The following is a 13681-nucleotide window of genomic DNA, read 5'->3' as shown; positions in this document are numbered from 1 at the left end:
GTTAATCTGTCACCTCCAGGAAATCATCAATATCACCGGCCGAGAACTCATCCTCTTCGCCGGTCACCTCTTCCATCTCACGCTCTTCACCCGTAGCACCGTTTCCAATAACCAAGGTCAACTCCGATTCGCGGGGAATACTCTCGCCCGACATCAGGCTGCGACCTCTATACTGGATGCCATACACCCAGTCCTTCTCACCGTCAATGAGTTTCGGTGCAAGCAACTCAAAGCCAAGCGACTTCAAGCGAGCCTCAGCCTCACGATAGCTACAGTTATCAATCAAATCTGGAATCTTTTCACACGGCATCGTCAGCGAGTTGATCGTCACATAAATGATACGGCCACTCTTCACCTTCATGCCATAAGCAGGGTTTTGCTGGATAATGGCACCAGCGGGCAGGCCCTCCACATAAGAAGAATCGTTGACCACAACGACCAGACCTGCAGAATCCAACTTCTGAACAGCCTCTTTATGTGTTACTCCATATAAATTAGGCACCTCAATACCCTCACCGTGATGGGTGTAGCTGTTAAGCCACCACATCACACCGATACACAAGAGGACAATAACAACCAGCATGGCCAACAGATTTCCCCATAGGATAGGCGCCTTGATTTTCGCTGCAAATTCTTTTATACTCATTCTTTCTAATGCTTTCTAATTGCAAAGGTACGATTAAGCAAGCAAAAAAACAAAGAATTTCATTCTTTTTTTGTCGAGCATGAGTACCTTCGCCATATTTATATGGCAAAAGTACAAAAAATATCCGATTAACAATACTTTTTCAGGAAAAAAGTAAATAAATAATAAACGGGATGAAGCCTGATGCCTCATCCCGTCTATCGGTCGTGTACCAAGTAATGGTTTACTTTCCGTGACGCTCGTCAGAAACGGTCAACTTTTTGCGGCCCTTTGCACGGCGAGAAGCCAGGACGCGACGGCCATTCTTTGTGGCCATGCGCTCGCGGAAACCATGCTTGTTTACGCGGCGACGATTGTGCGGCTGAAATGTTCTTTTCATTGCTTTATTATTTGTTTATTTTGTTGTTATTCAGACTAAAAATATGGTACTACACCACATTTCGGGCTGCAAAATTACACAAATCTTTTGAATTACACAAATTTTTCTCAAAAAAATTATGGATTATGAATCAAGAATTAAGAAATATTTCGTACCTTTGCACCCGAAAATAACAAAATACATTATTTATATTTATATGATTAACTCACAAGACATTAAGAAAGGTACCGCCATTCGCATGGACGGCGCCATTTGGGTTTGCATCGACTTCCAGCATCGCAAGCCAGGTAAGGGCAACACCATCATGATTATCAAGTTGAAGAACGTAAGCGATGGCCGCGTGCTGGAGCGTCGTTTCAACATTGGTGAAAAACTGGAGGACGTTATCATCGAGCGTCGCCCCTACCAGTATCTGTACGAGGACCAGTCTGGCCGTATCTTCATGAACCAGGAGACCTTCGAGCAGATTCCCATCGACAACGAGTTGGTTATCGGTCACGAGTTCATGAAGGAGAGCGACATCGTGGAGGTTGTTTCTGACACTACCGATGGTACTATCCTCTATGCTGAGATGCCCGTTAAGACCATCTTGCGCGTTACTCACTCTGAGCCCGGCATCAAGGGCGACACCGCTACCAACACCCTGAAGCCCGCTACTCTGGAGACTGGTGTTGAGGTTCGCGTTCCCCTGTTCATCAACGAGGGCGACCTGATTCAGGTTGACACCCGCGACGGTTCTTACCTGGCTCGCGCTAAGGAGTAATCCAATTGACAATTGATAATTTGTAATTGACAATTGAAATATTCTATCATCGTTCCGGTCTACAATCGTCCTGATGAAGTGGATGAACTCTTAGAGAGTCTCTGTCATCAGGAAGTGAAGGACTTTGAAGTCATCATCGTTGAAGACGGTTCGAAGAAACCATGCAAGGATGTCTGCGACAAGTACGCAGGCATCCTTGATTTGCATTATTACTTCAAGGAAAACAGCGGTCCCGGACAGAGCCGCAACTATGGTGCAGAGCGTGCTCAGGGCGACTGGCTCATCGTACTAGATTCTGATGTAGTATTACCAACAGGCTATCTGAAGGCTGTCGATACCGAGCTCACATCTTCCATCAGCCATCAGCCATCAGCCATCGACGCTTTCGGCGGTCCCGACGCTTCCCACCCTTCATTTACACCTGTCCAGAAAGCTATTTCGTATAGCATGACTTCATTCTTTACCACAGGTGGCATTCGCGGTGGTAAAGGTAAGAAACTCGACAAGTTCTTCCCCCGTTCCTATAACATGGGCATCCGCCGTGAGGTCTATCAGGAACTGGGAGGCTTCACAAAGATGCGCTTCGGTGAGGACATCGACTTCTCTTATCGCATCGTCGAGGCCGGTTATAAAACCGCCCTCATCCCCGAAGCGTGGGTATGGCACAAGCGTCGTACCGACTTCCGCAAATTCTTCCGTCAGGTATACAACAGCGGTATTGCCCGCATTAATCTTGAGAAGCGCCATCCTGGCACGCTGAAACTAGTCCATCTGCTGCCCACCGTCTTTACGCTTGGCGTTATCGGCTGTCTGCTGCTGTTCGCACTTGGAGCCGGACTCTATATTGAGGGAGAGTGGCTCGATGCCAACGGACTGCGCCCTGACGACAATATGCATCAAGGCGTAGGCTTTATGTTCTGCGTCCTGGCCATGCTGCCTTTGTTGTTCTACAGTACCGTCATTTTAATCGACTCCAGTATCCGCAACCGTAGTCTCTGGGTAGGCCTGCTTAGCATCCCTGCTGCCTTTACGCAACTGATGGGCTACGGCCTCGGTTTTATTGAGTCATGGTGGAAACGTTGCATCCTGAAGAAAGATGAGTTTACGGCTTTCGAGAAAAACTTCTATAAATGAACAACAAACTCAATATCAACCAATGGGCTGAGGAAGACCGACCGCGCGAGAAGATGGAGCGATTGGGCGCTCAGGCATTAAGCGATGCTGAGTTGTTAGCGATTCTGATTGGCTCTGGTTCGCCCAGGGAAGATGCCGTATCGCTGATGAAACGTATCCTTGCCGACTGCAACAACAACCTGAACACGCTCGGAAAGATGAGTATTCGCGACCTGTGCCAGTATAATGGCGTGGGACCGGCAAAGGCCATTACCATCATGGCGGCCTGCGAACTGGGCAAGCGCCGACAGATGGAAAGTGCAGAGGAGAGGCCCGACCTGGGTACTGCCACGAGGATATACAACCACATGCATCCCGTGATGCAGGACTTGGACGTAGAAGAGTTCTGGATTCTGCTGATGAACCAGAACTTCCGTCTCATCAAAAAACTGCGTATTGCTCACGGCGGCATCTCAGAGGTAAGCGTTGATATACGTATCATCATCCGCGAGGCCGTGCTTTGCAACGCCACCGTCCTGGCCGTCTGCCATAACCACCCGTCAGGCAACCTCAGACCCAGTCTGGCAGACAACGACCTGACCAAGAGTATCATGCAAGCCTGTAACGTGATGCGCATCAAATTCATGGATCACGTCATCATCACAGACGGCAGCTATTACTCTTACAAAGAAGAAGGAATCTTTTAAACCCACATAAATATACAAAACTATGAAATTAACAAAGGCACTCATGACATTAGGAATTACATCGGCTATGATGATGCCGTTCAGCGCCTGTCAAAAGGCACAACGCGTAAACCCACTGCTGCAGGAGAGTGAGCTCCCCTTCGGCGCTCCAGACTTCACCAAGATTCAGACAGACGACTATCTGCCTGCTTTCGAGATTGCTATCCAACAGCAGCGAGACAATATTCAAGCTATCATCGACAATAAAGATTCTGCCACCTTCGAGAATACCATTCTGGCTTTCGAAGAGAGCGGACGTCTGCTGGACCACGTCAGTCGTGTTTTCTTCGCGCTGACTGAGGCCGACAAGACACCCGAGATTGGCGAGATTGAGAAGAAGGTACAGCCCATGCTGACAGACCTTCAGAACGAGATTGCCTTCAATAAGCCTCTCTTCGAGCGTATCAAGAAGGTGCACGATAACGAATATGTATCTGAAAATAGCTATGCACGTCTCAACAGTGAAGACCGAAAGCTGACGGAGGAGATCTACAAGGACTTCGTACGTCAGGGTGCTCTTCTGCCCGATGATAAGATGGCACGCATGAAGGAGATCAACCTGCGCATCTCCGACCTGCAACAGCAGTGGGGCGACCAGCTGCAGGAGGCTGTGAACGATGCCGTGGTATGGGTCGATAAGAAGGAAGACCTGGCAGGACTCTCTGAGGCTGACATCGCCCAGTGCGCCAAGGATGCCGAAACACGTGGCGGCAAGGCTCCCTATGCCATCGTCATCGTCAACACTACGCAGCAGGCCATCCTCACCAACCTGGACAACCGCGACCTGCGTAAGAAGATCTATGAGGCCAGCATCCACCGTGCAGACGGCACCAATAAGCACAACACTTATGCTATCGTGAGCGAGATGGCTAAGTTACGTGCCGAGAAGGCCGAGATTATGGGCTATCCCAACTATGCGGCCTATTCTTTGGATAATACAATGGCAAAGACGCCAGAGAATGTCTATGCTTTCCTGAAGAATCTTATTGCGCATTACACGCCAAAGGCAGATGCTGAGACGAAAGAAATCGAGGAATATGCCCGCAAGACAGCAGGTGCCGACTTCAACCTGGAGCCTTACGACCGTTTCTACTATTCTGCCAAGATGAAGAAGGAGCTGCTGAACATCTCCGAGGATGAGGTAAAGCCCTATTTCAACGTGGACAGCGTGCTTATCAATGGTGTATTTTATGCTGCCAACCGCGTCTACGGACTCACCTTCAAGGAGCGTACAGACATTCCCCTCTATCATCCTGACATGAAGGCCTTCGAGGTCATCGACAAGGACGGTAAGTCCAAGGCACTCTTCTATACCGACTATTTCCGTCGCCCCACAAAGCGTGGCGGTGCCTGGATGGACGGTTTCCAGAAACAGAGTCGCCAGTGGAACCAGTTACCTATTATATTTAATGTATGCAACAGCGCCAAGGCCCCCGAGGGTCAGCCATCATTGCTGACTTGGGACGAGGTGACTACCATGTTCCATGAGTTTGGCCATGCCCTTCACGGCATTCTCTCAGACTGTCAGTATAATAAGTTGAGCGGTACCAGCGTAGCCCGCGACTTCGTGGAGATGCCCTCACAGTTCAACGAGTCATTCGCATCTATCCCCGAGATATTCGACAACTATGCACGTCATTACGAGACTGGCGAGCAGATGCCTGCCGACCTGAAGGAGCGCATGCTCAGCAGCATCAACTTCCAGTCAGCCTATGCTCTTGGCGAGAACCTGGCTGCCACCTGTCTGGACCTGGCTTGGCACATGTTGCCCTCTAAGGATGTACCTTCTGCCGAGGAGGCTGCACAGTTCGAGACCGAGGCCCTGCGTCAGATTGGCCTGCTCAACAATCAGATTCCCCCACGCTATCGCACCAGCTACTTCAACCACGTATGGGGTGGAGGTTATGCTGCCGGATACTACAGTTATCTGTGGACAGAAGTGCTGGCAGTCAACATCGCCGATGTCTTTGCACAACGCGGTGCACTGGATCCCAAGACCGGACAGGATATGCGCGACAAGATTCTGAGTCGTGGTAACACGGGCGACCTGATGAAGATGTTCTCTGACTTCACCGGTATGGAGCAACCCGATGCCTCCAGTCTGTTGAAGGCACGCGGACTCTAAAGAAAAAAGGCGAGAATCTGAAAATTGCTAAAATTGCTGCAAAGATACGTGTATTAAATAAAAAATGCGTATCTTTGCAGCAATTATGTTACAAGAAGAAAAGACAAAAATAGAAGAGCGGATCGTGGATGTGCTGAAGACCGTCTATGATCCTGAGATTCCCGTCAACATCTATGACCTGGGAATGATTTACAAAATTGACGTACAAGACGACTCGTCAGTGGAACTGGACATGACCTTTACAGCCCCCAACTGTCCCGCTGCCGATTTCATCCTCGAAGATGTGCGCACCAAGGTAGAGAGCGTCGATGGTGTCAAGGGCGCCAACGTCAACCTCGTGTTCGAGCCTGCATGGGACCAGAGTATGATGTCAGAAGAAGCACGAGTAGAACTTGGCTTTGACTGATTCGTCGTCGAGCAACTTCGTTATCTCGTTATTCCGTAATTCCGCTATCTCGAAATGAAAAATATCTATTTCCTTTCTGATGCCCACCTCGGTTCCTGGGCGATAGACCACAGGCGCATGCAAGAGCGCCGTCTGGTGCGTTTCCTTGACTCTATTAAGGATAAGGCAGCAGCCGTCTATCTGTTGGGCGATATGTTCGACTTCTGGTACGAATATAAATATGTGGTGCCAAAAGGCTTCACCCGTTTCCTCGGAAAGATATCCGAATTGACCGACATGGGTGTCGAGGTACATTACTTCACTGGCAACCACGATATCTGGGCCTACGAATACCTGGAGAAAGAGTGCGGTGTTATCCTGCATAAACAGCCACAGACAGTTGAGCTCTATGGCAAGATTTTCTACCTGGCTCACGGCGACGGGCTGGGCGATCCCAACAAGTCGTTCAAGGTGATACGCAGTATCTTCCACAGCAAGACCTGCCAATGGCTCTTCTCTGGATTGCATCCACGCTGGGGATTATGGTTCGGACACACATGGGCAAAACACTCACGATTGAAGCACGAGGCAAACGGCGTTGATCCTTATATGGGGGAAGACAAAGAGCATCTGGTGCTCTATACTAAGAAATACATCCAGTATCATCCCAATGTAGATTACTTCATCTACGGACACCGCCACATAGAATTAGATCTTCAGTTAACGAAAAAAGCCCGTGTACTGATATTGGGCGACTGGATCAGTCAGTTCACCTACGTGGTTTACGACGGCCAGCACCTGTTCCTGCAACAGTATATTGAGGGAGAAAGCAAGGTTTAAGGAAAAGGTAAAAATGAAAAGTGAAAAATTTGCTACCGCGCGATACAGATGCGGTAGCAAATTTTTCACTTTTCACTATTCACTATACCCTTAAAGCAGGTTCATCGTGTCGGTAGCAATCATCAGTTCCTCGTCAGTAGGAATGACAACAACCTTCACCTTAGAATCGTCGGCAGAGATAATAGCCTCCTCGCCACGAACCTGATTCTTCTGGTCGTCGAACTTCACGCCAAGGAACTCCAGACCCTTGCAAACCTCAGAGCGCATAGAAATCTGGTTTTCACCAACGCCAGCTGTGAAGACGATGACATCAACGCCTCCCATAGCAGCAGCATAAGCACCGATATACTTCTTAATTCGATAGAAATACATCTGCTGTGCCAATACAGCCTTAGGCTCACCAGCCTTAGCAGCGTTCTCTACATCGCGCATATCGCTTGAACCACCAGTGATACCAGCTACACCACTCTTCTTATTAAGCAGGTTGCTCATACCGTCGGCATCCAAACCGAGCTTCTTCTCGAGGAAGGTAACAGCGCCACCGTCGATATCACCAGAACGCGTACCCATCACGAGACCCTCCAGAGGTGTAAGACCCATTGAGGTATCGATGCACTTGCCATCGAGCACAGCAGCCACAGAACCACCGTTACCAATGTGACAGGTAATCATCTTGGTTCCCTCAGCCTTGATACCCAGGAACTCACAGGCACGAGCCGACACATAACGATGAGAGGTTCCGTGGAAACCATAGCGACGCACACCATACTTCTCGTACAATTCGTAAGGAATAGCATACATATAAGCCTTGGCAGGCATGGTCTGATGGAAGGCAGTATCAAAGACGCCTACCTGGGGCAGACCAGGCATCAGCTCTTTCACTGCATTCACACCCTTCAGGTTAGCAGGGTTGTGCAGAGGAGCCAGGTCAGAGCACTCCTCGAAAGCCTTCAAAACCTCGTCGGTCAGCACTACAGACTTATTGAACTTCTCGCCACCATGAACCATACGATGACCTACAGCATCAATCTCCTTCAGGTCTTTGATGACACCGATCTCAGGATCGGTAAGCAGAGAGAAGATGAACTTCACGCCCTCAGTATGCTCGGGGATATCGTGCATAATCTGCTTCTTCTCGCCATTGGCCAGCTTCACCTTTACGAAAGCATTGTCCAAGCCAACGCGCTCAGCACCACCACTGGTCATCACGCTCTTATCGTCCATGTTGTACAGGGCGTACTTGATTGACGATGAGCCACAATTCAATACTAATATCTTCATAATTATCGACCCCCTCCCAACCTCCCCCTGTATGGGGAGGAGTATTTACCAATAGGAGTTATAGGGGCATTCTTTAAATGATTATTCTAATTGTATCCACTCCCCTCCATACAGGGAGGGGTTGGGGGTGGGTCCTACTTCTTAGCATCCATTGCCTGACAAGCTGTGATAGCTACCAAGTAGTAGATATCCTCTACAGAGCAACCACGGCTCAGGTCGTTAACAGGACGGGCGATACCCTGCAGGATAGGACCAATAGCTGTAGCACCAGCCAGACGCTGAACCAGCTTATAGGCGATGTTACCTACCTCCAGACAAGGCATTACCAGCACGTTAGCCTTACCGGCAATCTCTGAACCAGGAGCCTTCTTTGTACCTACAGAGGGAACGAGGGCAGCATCTGCCTGCAACTCACCATCAATCTTCAGTGAAGGATCGAGTTCCTTAGCCAACTTAGTAGCCTCAACAACCTTGTCTACCACCTCGTGAGAAGCGCTACCCTTTGTAGAGAAGCTCAACATAGCCACGCGAGGATCAGCAAAGCCAGCCACGCTCTTTGCAGTCTGAGCCGTGCAGACAGCAATCTGACTCAGTTGGTTAGCATCAGGCATAGGTGTCACAGCAACGTCACCGAATACCAGTACACCATTCTCACCATACTCGGGCTTATCAGTAATCATCAGCATTGCGCCGCTCACGCAAGTGATGCCAGGAGCACACTTGATAATCTGCAAAGCAGGACGCAGCGTCTCACCTGTTGTAGACAGCGCACCAGAGATCTGGCCATCAGCACCTTCTGTCTTGATAATCATACAACCCAGATAGAGAGGATTCTTCACCAGCTCACGAGCCTTCTCGATAGTCATACCCTTCTTCTCGCGGAGTTTCTGCAGAAGCTGAGCCAGCTCCTCGCTCTTCTCATAGTTCAGCGGGTCAATCAGAGTAGCCTTATCGATATGAGTCAGGCCCTTCTCCTTAGCCAATGCATGCACCTTCTCAGGGTTACCAATCAGAATCAGGTCTGCGATGTCATCTGCCAGCACACGGTCGGCGGCAGTCAGGGTGCGCTCCTCTTCAGCCTCAGGGAGCACAATGCGCTGTTTGTTGCTCTTAGCACGCGCAATGATTTGTTCAATTAATCCCATAGTTTGTATTATGTTTAACATTTATTTTTAGATGCATGCAAAATTACAAAAAAATATCCGAACATCGGTCAGATATTCGGATTTTTTTTATTTCTCAATTCATTTCATTAACTCCGTCAGTTCTGCTTCCAGCTCCTCGGCAGAAAGTCGCAAATGGAACACGCCGTTATGAGCCGTACTGATGGTACCCGTCTCCTCCGACACGATGACACACAGGGCATCACTCTCCTGCGACATACCAAGCGCAGCCCTATGACGCAACCCTAGCTCCTTGGGGATATCCAGATCATGACTCACGGGCAGGATACAGCCAGCCGCCTTGATACGATGATTGCAGATAATCATAGCACCATCATGCAGTGGCGAGTTCTTAAAGAATATATTCTCAATCAGGCGCTGGTTCACCTCGGCATCTATCACGTCACCCGTTTCCACGATATCGTCCAACGGCACGTTGTTCTCTACTACAATCAGCGCGCCCACCTTGCCTTTTGCCATCTGAATGGCAGCCATCACAATAGGTATCACATTCTTCTTGCGCTGAGCCATGTTACGTTCCTCAGCATATCTTGGCGAGAACATACGCATCAGCGTGCGCATACGCCGATGAGCACCAAGATTATACAAGAACTTACGGATATCCTCCTGGAAAATCACAATGATAGCAATGACACCCACAGATACCAGTTTATCGAGGATAGTACCCAGCAGTTTCATTTCCAGAACCTGAGACACAAAGACCCACACCAGGATGAAGATCATGATACCCACAAAGATATTCAGCGAGCGTGACTCACGCATCACCCTGTAGGTATAAAACAGCATCACCGCCACCAGCAGGATGTCAATAATGTCTTTGATTCCGAATTCTATCATACGTTATGATTACGAGTTAAGCGCTTTGAAAATCTTCACACACTCCACAGCTTCCTTCACATCGTGAACCCTCAGGATATCGGCACCTTTCATCAGCGAGATAGTGTTCAGCACCGTTGTGCCGTTCAGAGCCTTACTCTGATCCGACTGCAGCAGTTTGAATATCATCGACTTTCTGGAGATACCCACCAACAGAGGCAAGCCCAGAACCTGCAGTTTCTCCATCTCATTCATCAGGCGGTAGTTATCTTCTACCGTCTTTCCGAAGCCGAAACCAGGGTCCAGGATGATATCCTTCTGACCCATATCGCGCAACATCTGCACCTTCTTGGCAAAAGCCATCAGCGTGTCGTGCAAGTCTTTCTGTACCGACATCAAAATATAAGGTACACCTAAACGGGCTACCATACGGAACATGGCTTCATCCTCGCCCTCACTCACATCGTTGATGATGTCGGCACCATATTCCTCCACGGCCATGCGAGCCACATCAGGTCTGAACGTATCTATCGACACTGGCACATCGGGTTGCTCACGTCTCACCACAGCCAATGCCATTCGCATACGTGCCATCTCTTCCTGCTCCGATACTTCTGTAGCACCAGGACGTGTAGAGTAAGCACCAACATCGATAAACGTACCGCCCTGAGCCACTATTTCATTGGCTCTGTCGGCTATTTCCTTTTCTGTCTGTTTACGGCTGTCGGCAAAGAATGAGTCGGGTGTGGCATTCAGGATACCCATCACAGTAGGCTCCTTCAAGTCCAGCAGTCGTCCCCTTATATTCAGTGTATATTCCATAATCGACGGCAAAGGTACAAATTTAATTATGAGTTAAGAGTTAAGAAGTAAGAAAATTTTCCATATCAAGACATTTTTTCTTAATTCTTAACTCTTAACTCTTAACTTTTCCTTAACTTTGCATCAAATTTTATGAAGATTATGGACATTAAGGAACTATACAAGCTCTACCAACAGCATCCATGCATCACGACGGATAGCCGCGATTGCCCTGATGGTAGCATCTTTCTGGCCCTGAAAGGCGAGAAATTCAATGGAAACCAATATGCACTGCAAGCCCTTGAAAAAGGCTGCGCCTATGCCATCGTTGACGAGGATATCGAGTCTTCAGCTCTCAGTTCTCAGATAATCAAGGTTGATGATTGTCTGCAGACCTTCAAGGATATTGCCCGCGAACATCGTCGCCAGTTCAACATCCCCGTCATCGGTATTACAGGCACCAATGGTAAGACCACAACCAAGGAACTCATCAAGGCAGTACTCTCTGAGAAATATAACGTGCTGGCCACTGAGGGCAACTTCAATAACGACGTGGGCGTGCCCAAGACGCTGCTGCGCCTCAACAAAGAGCACGAGATAGCCATCATTGAGATGGGAGCCAGTCATCCTGGCGATATCAAGACACTGGTAGAGACAGCCGAGCCAACCTGTGGTCTCATCACCAACGTAGGGCGTGCCCACCTGCAGGGCTTCGGTTCGTTCGAGGGTGTTATCAAGACAAAGGGTGAACTCTATGATTATCTGCGCACACGTGAGGACGGACTCGTCTTTGTCAATGCCGACAACGACTACCTCTGCGATATGCTGACAGACGAGATGTGGTGCACCCCCTACTCTACCGACCCCGACAAGCAGTATGCTTGCATCTCCGGCGAGGTGGTCAGCTGCGACCCGCTCTTGAAGTTCCGTTGGCGCAAGCCCCTCATGGAACTCGAAGAGACAGGTGCCTCACAGAAGTGGCATAAGGTGCAGACCAACCTGATTGGTGCCTATAACATTGACAACCTGTTGGCTGCCATTGCCGTAGGTATCAATTTCAACGTGGACCGCAAGCAGATTTGCCATGCACTGGAAACCTACGTCCCCACCAACAACCGTTCTCAACTCACAGAGACGCCCTACAACCGTCTTATCGTTGATGCCTACAACGCCAACCCGTCAAGTATGGCTGCTGCGCTGGAGAATTTCCAGATGGTAGTACCTCACGAGGGCGAAACAAAGATGGCTATCCTCGGCGATATGCGTGAACTGGGCGAAGTCAGTCTGGAGGAACACCAGAAGACGGTTGACCTGCTGGCTGCATCAAGCCTTACCAACGTGTGGCTCGTAGGCGAGGAGTTCGGAAAGACCAACACACAATTCCGTAAGTTCAAGGATGTTGAAGAGGTAAAGGCCGAGATACAGAAAAATCGTCCCACTGGTCACCTTATTCTTATTAAGGGTTCCAACGGAACGAAGCTCTATCAGTTACCCGAACTGCTATAACGCAGTCTTCAGGTACTGTTTCTTTATACGCGCTATCTGTTTCTCCAGATGGCGCGTTTTCTTATCCGGACGCCATTTGGGGAACACGTTCTTGATTGTATATTTCTTTGCCTCTTTCTCAGAGAAAACTGTTTCTATATAGCGACAGTCATCATTGACGACAAACTCAACCACATTGGACGAGGGAGTGATCACATTTCCCTCGGCATCCATCGTGTGATACTCAAAAAACTCATTATCAACAGAACGAATACCCTGCGGTTCAAATCGGGTAGGAATGAGTTTTCCGGGTGTCTCCAACGTCGTATTCAGCCAGGCACAACGCGGATGCGTGTGCCAACCACGGGCCAAGGCAAACAACGACACATCATTACGTACCGTACAATGATCGAACACATATCCCCACTTTGTCGTAGATGTACGAGGAGCTGCAATCACATTCTTACCAGTGCCGTCCTCATTACGTTTCTCAGTGACTATCAGGCAGCGATTAAAATACACATCACCCGCGCCACAGATAAAATCCACCGTACCATGAATCTCAGAGTCCTCCATATAATGGCTACACTCCTCACTATGACTGTAATAGGTATCCTGATACGACAGCATTCTCACACGTTTAAAGATGGTGTAGTTGCCCTTATCCTGCCAACAAACGGCACGACCGGCAGGTCCACAACGGTAATAGTCCAACGCATTCTGTAGCGTCAGGTCCTGCAGGTAGGTATTCCATCCACGATTCAGAAGTGTTGCCGTCTTACTGATGCCTTCATTTTCCACCGCAGGGGCGTTTTTTATGATTACGCCCTCCATGCTCTCGCCCACCAGTGCGATGTTATGTCCCCATATCTGTGTCAGCGTGCGGTCACCAAGGTCATACACACCATTGGGAATAAACACAAACAGACGACTGGCTGTTGAGTCGATATTTTGCTTGTTAGCCTTATCGATGGCCTCCAGCAGGCTCTCTGCATTGCCAGCTTCCACCACAATCTGCGCTTCCATCGTGGAAACCACAGCCAAGAATACCAACGATATGATTTGTTTCAGATATTTCATGTTTTAGCTAATAGTACTCATTTAACAAAAATCGCCA

At 49.0% G+C, this 13681-nt stretch carries 14 protein-coding genes; 7 read left to right on the top strand and 7 right to left on the bottom strand.

Annotation, left to right across the window (positions count from 1 at the left end):
- Window position 1 precedes the first annotated feature (1 nt).
- Window positions 2-646: a PASTA domain-containing protein gene (locus L6468_RS01685; protein WP_091818824.1), complete on the bottom strand. Its 645-nt coding sequence runs from the start codon at window positions 644-646 to the stop codon at window positions 2-4.
- A 223-nt stretch (window positions 647-869) separates the two neighbouring features.
- Entirely contained in the window at window positions 870-1025 is a 156-nt protein-coding gene (gene rpmH / locus L6468_RS01680) for a 50S ribosomal protein L34 (protein WP_091818823.1), read from the bottom strand.
- Between the two features lie 196 nt (window positions 1026-1221).
- Between rpmH and efp the strand changes: the two genes are divergently transcribed.
- The 6 genes from efp to L6468_RS01650 all read left to right on the top strand — a co-directional run bounded on the left by efp (window position 1222) and on the right by L6468_RS01650 (window position 6997).
- On the top strand, window positions 1222-1788 hold the full coding sequence (gene efp / locus L6468_RS01675) for an elongation factor P (RefSeq protein WP_091818822.1): 567 nt from the start codon (window positions 1222-1224) through the stop codon (window positions 1786-1788).
- Window positions 1789-1821: 33 nt separating this feature from the next.
- Window positions 1822-2922, top strand: a complete 1101-nt coding sequence (locus L6468_RS01670; RefSeq protein WP_091851037.1) for a glycosyltransferase family 2 protein — start codon at window positions 1822-1824, stop codon at window positions 2920-2922.
- Window positions 2919-3608 carry a RadC family protein gene (gene radC, locus L6468_RS01665; protein WP_091851039.1) on the top strand — a complete coding sequence of 230 codons (690 nt, stop codon included), beginning with the start codon at window positions 2919-2921 and terminating at the stop codon, window positions 3606-3608. Before L6468_RS01670 ends, radC begins: the two co-directional genes overlap by 4 nt.
- A 22-nt stretch (window positions 3609-3630) precedes the next feature.
- Window positions 3631-5772: a M3 family metallopeptidase gene (locus tag L6468_RS01660; RefSeq protein ID WP_431356691.1), complete on the top strand. Its 2142-nt coding sequence runs from the start codon at window positions 3631-3633 to the stop codon at window positions 5770-5772.
- An 85-nt stretch (window positions 5773-5857) separates the two neighbouring features.
- Entirely contained in the window at window positions 5858-6178 is a 321-nt protein-coding gene (locus L6468_RS01655) for a metal-sulfur cluster assembly factor (protein ID WP_237794598.1), read from the top strand.
- Between the two features lie 54 nt (window positions 6179-6232).
- On the top strand, window positions 6233-6997 hold the full coding sequence (locus L6468_RS01650) for a UDP-2,3-diacylglucosamine diphosphatase (protein ID WP_091818817.1): 765 nt from the start codon (window positions 6233-6235) through the stop codon (window positions 6995-6997).
- A 90-nt stretch (window positions 6998-7087) separates the two neighbouring features.
- Here L6468_RS01650 and L6468_RS01645 read toward each other — a convergent pair whose 3' ends face one another.
- The 4 genes from L6468_RS01645 to folP form a co-directional block, all read right to left on the bottom strand.
- Window positions 7088-8278: an acetate kinase gene (locus L6468_RS01645; RefSeq protein ID WP_091818816.1), complete on the bottom strand. Its 1191-nt coding sequence runs from the start codon at window positions 8276-8278 to the stop codon at window positions 7088-7090.
- A 134-nt stretch (window positions 8279-8412) separates the two neighbouring features.
- Window positions 8413-9423 (bottom strand): phosphate acetyltransferase, encoded by a 1011-nt coding sequence (gene pta / locus L6468_RS01640; RefSeq protein WP_237794590.1) that lies wholly within the window; start codon window positions 9421-9423, stop codon window positions 8413-8415.
- A gap of 99 nt (window positions 9424-9522) precedes the next feature.
- Entirely contained in the window at window positions 9523-10299 is a 777-nt protein-coding gene (gene cdaA / locus L6468_RS01635) for a diadenylate cyclase CdaA (RefSeq protein WP_091818815.1), read from the bottom strand.
- A 9-nt stretch (window positions 10300-10308) separates the two neighbouring features.
- Window positions 10309-11100, bottom strand: coding sequence for a dihydropteroate synthase (gene folP / locus L6468_RS01630; RefSeq protein WP_091818814.1), 792 nt, complete (start codon window positions 11098-11100; stop codon window positions 10309-10311).
- A 141-nt stretch (window positions 11101-11241) separates the two neighbouring features.
- On the opposite strand from folP, the gene L6468_RS01625 reads away from it, so the two are divergent.
- Complete coding sequence (locus L6468_RS01625) at window positions 11242-12585, top strand: UDP-N-acetylmuramoyl-tripeptide--D-alanyl-D-alanine ligase (protein ID WP_237794588.1); 1344 nt, start codon at window positions 11242-11244, stop codon at window positions 12583-12585.
- Here L6468_RS01625 and L6468_RS01620 read toward each other — a convergent pair.
- Window positions 12580-13644 (bottom strand): pectinesterase family protein, encoded by a 1065-nt coding sequence (locus tag L6468_RS01620; protein ID WP_237794586.1) that lies wholly within the window; start codon window positions 13642-13644, stop codon window positions 12580-12582. The two genes, L6468_RS01625 and L6468_RS01620, sit on opposite strands and share 6 nt — an antisense overlap.
- Window positions 13645-13681: the final 37 nt, after the last annotated feature.

Source organism: Prevotella communis, assembly GCF_022024115.1.
Taxonomy (GTDB): Bacteria; Bacteroidota; Bacteroidia; order Bacteroidales; family Bacteroidaceae; genus Prevotella; species Prevotella communis.
This window is presented reverse-complemented; position numbering and strand designations above follow the sequence as displayed.

Excerpts from the sequence above, each read along its gene's own strand:
- radC (WP_091851039.1), top strand. The coding sequence starts at position 2,919 with ATGAACAACAAACTCAATATCAACCAATGGGCTGAGGAAGACCGACCG.
- L6468_RS01655 (WP_237794598.1), top strand. The coding sequence starts at position 5,858 with ATGTTACAAGAAGAAAAGACAAAAATAGAAGAGCGGATCGTGGATGTG.
- rpmH (WP_091818823.1), bottom strand. The coding sequence starts at position 1,025 with ATGAAAAGAACATTTCAGCCGCACAATCGTCGCCGCGTAAACAAGCAT.
- L6468_RS01660 (WP_431356691.1), top strand. The coding sequence starts at position 3,631 with ATGAAATTAACAAAGGCACTCATGACATTAGGAATTACATCGGCTATG.
- L6468_RS01625 (WP_237794588.1), top strand. The coding sequence starts at position 11,242 with ATGGACATTAAGGAACTATACAAGCTCTACCAACAGCATCCATGCATC.
- L6468_RS01685 (WP_091818824.1), bottom strand. The coding sequence starts at position 646 with ATGAGTATAAAAGAATTTGCAGCGAAAATCAAGGCGCCTATCCTATGG.
- efp (WP_091818822.1), top strand. The coding sequence starts at position 1,222 with ATGATTAACTCACAAGACATTAAGAAAGGTACCGCCATTCGCATGGAC.
- L6468_RS01620 (WP_237794586.1), bottom strand. The coding sequence starts at position 13,644 with ATGAAATATCTGAAACAAATCATATCGTTGGTATTCTTGGCTGTGGTT.
- L6468_RS01650 (WP_091818817.1), top strand. The coding sequence starts at position 6,233 with ATGAAAAATATCTATTTCCTTTCTGATGCCCACCTCGGTTCCTGGGCG.
- folP (WP_091818814.1), bottom strand. The coding sequence starts at position 11,100 with ATGGAATATACACTGAATATAAGGGGACGACTGCTGGACTTGAAGGAG.
- L6468_RS01645 (WP_091818816.1), bottom strand. The coding sequence starts at position 8,278 with ATGAAGATATTAGTATTGAATTGTGGCTCATCGTCAATCAAGTACGCC.
- cdaA (WP_091818815.1), bottom strand. The coding sequence starts at position 10,299 with ATGATAGAATTCGGAATCAAAGACATTATTGACATCCTGCTGGTGGCG.
- pta (WP_237794590.1), bottom strand. The coding sequence starts at position 9,423 with ATGGGATTAATTGAACAAATCATTGCGCGTGCTAAGAGCAACAAACAG.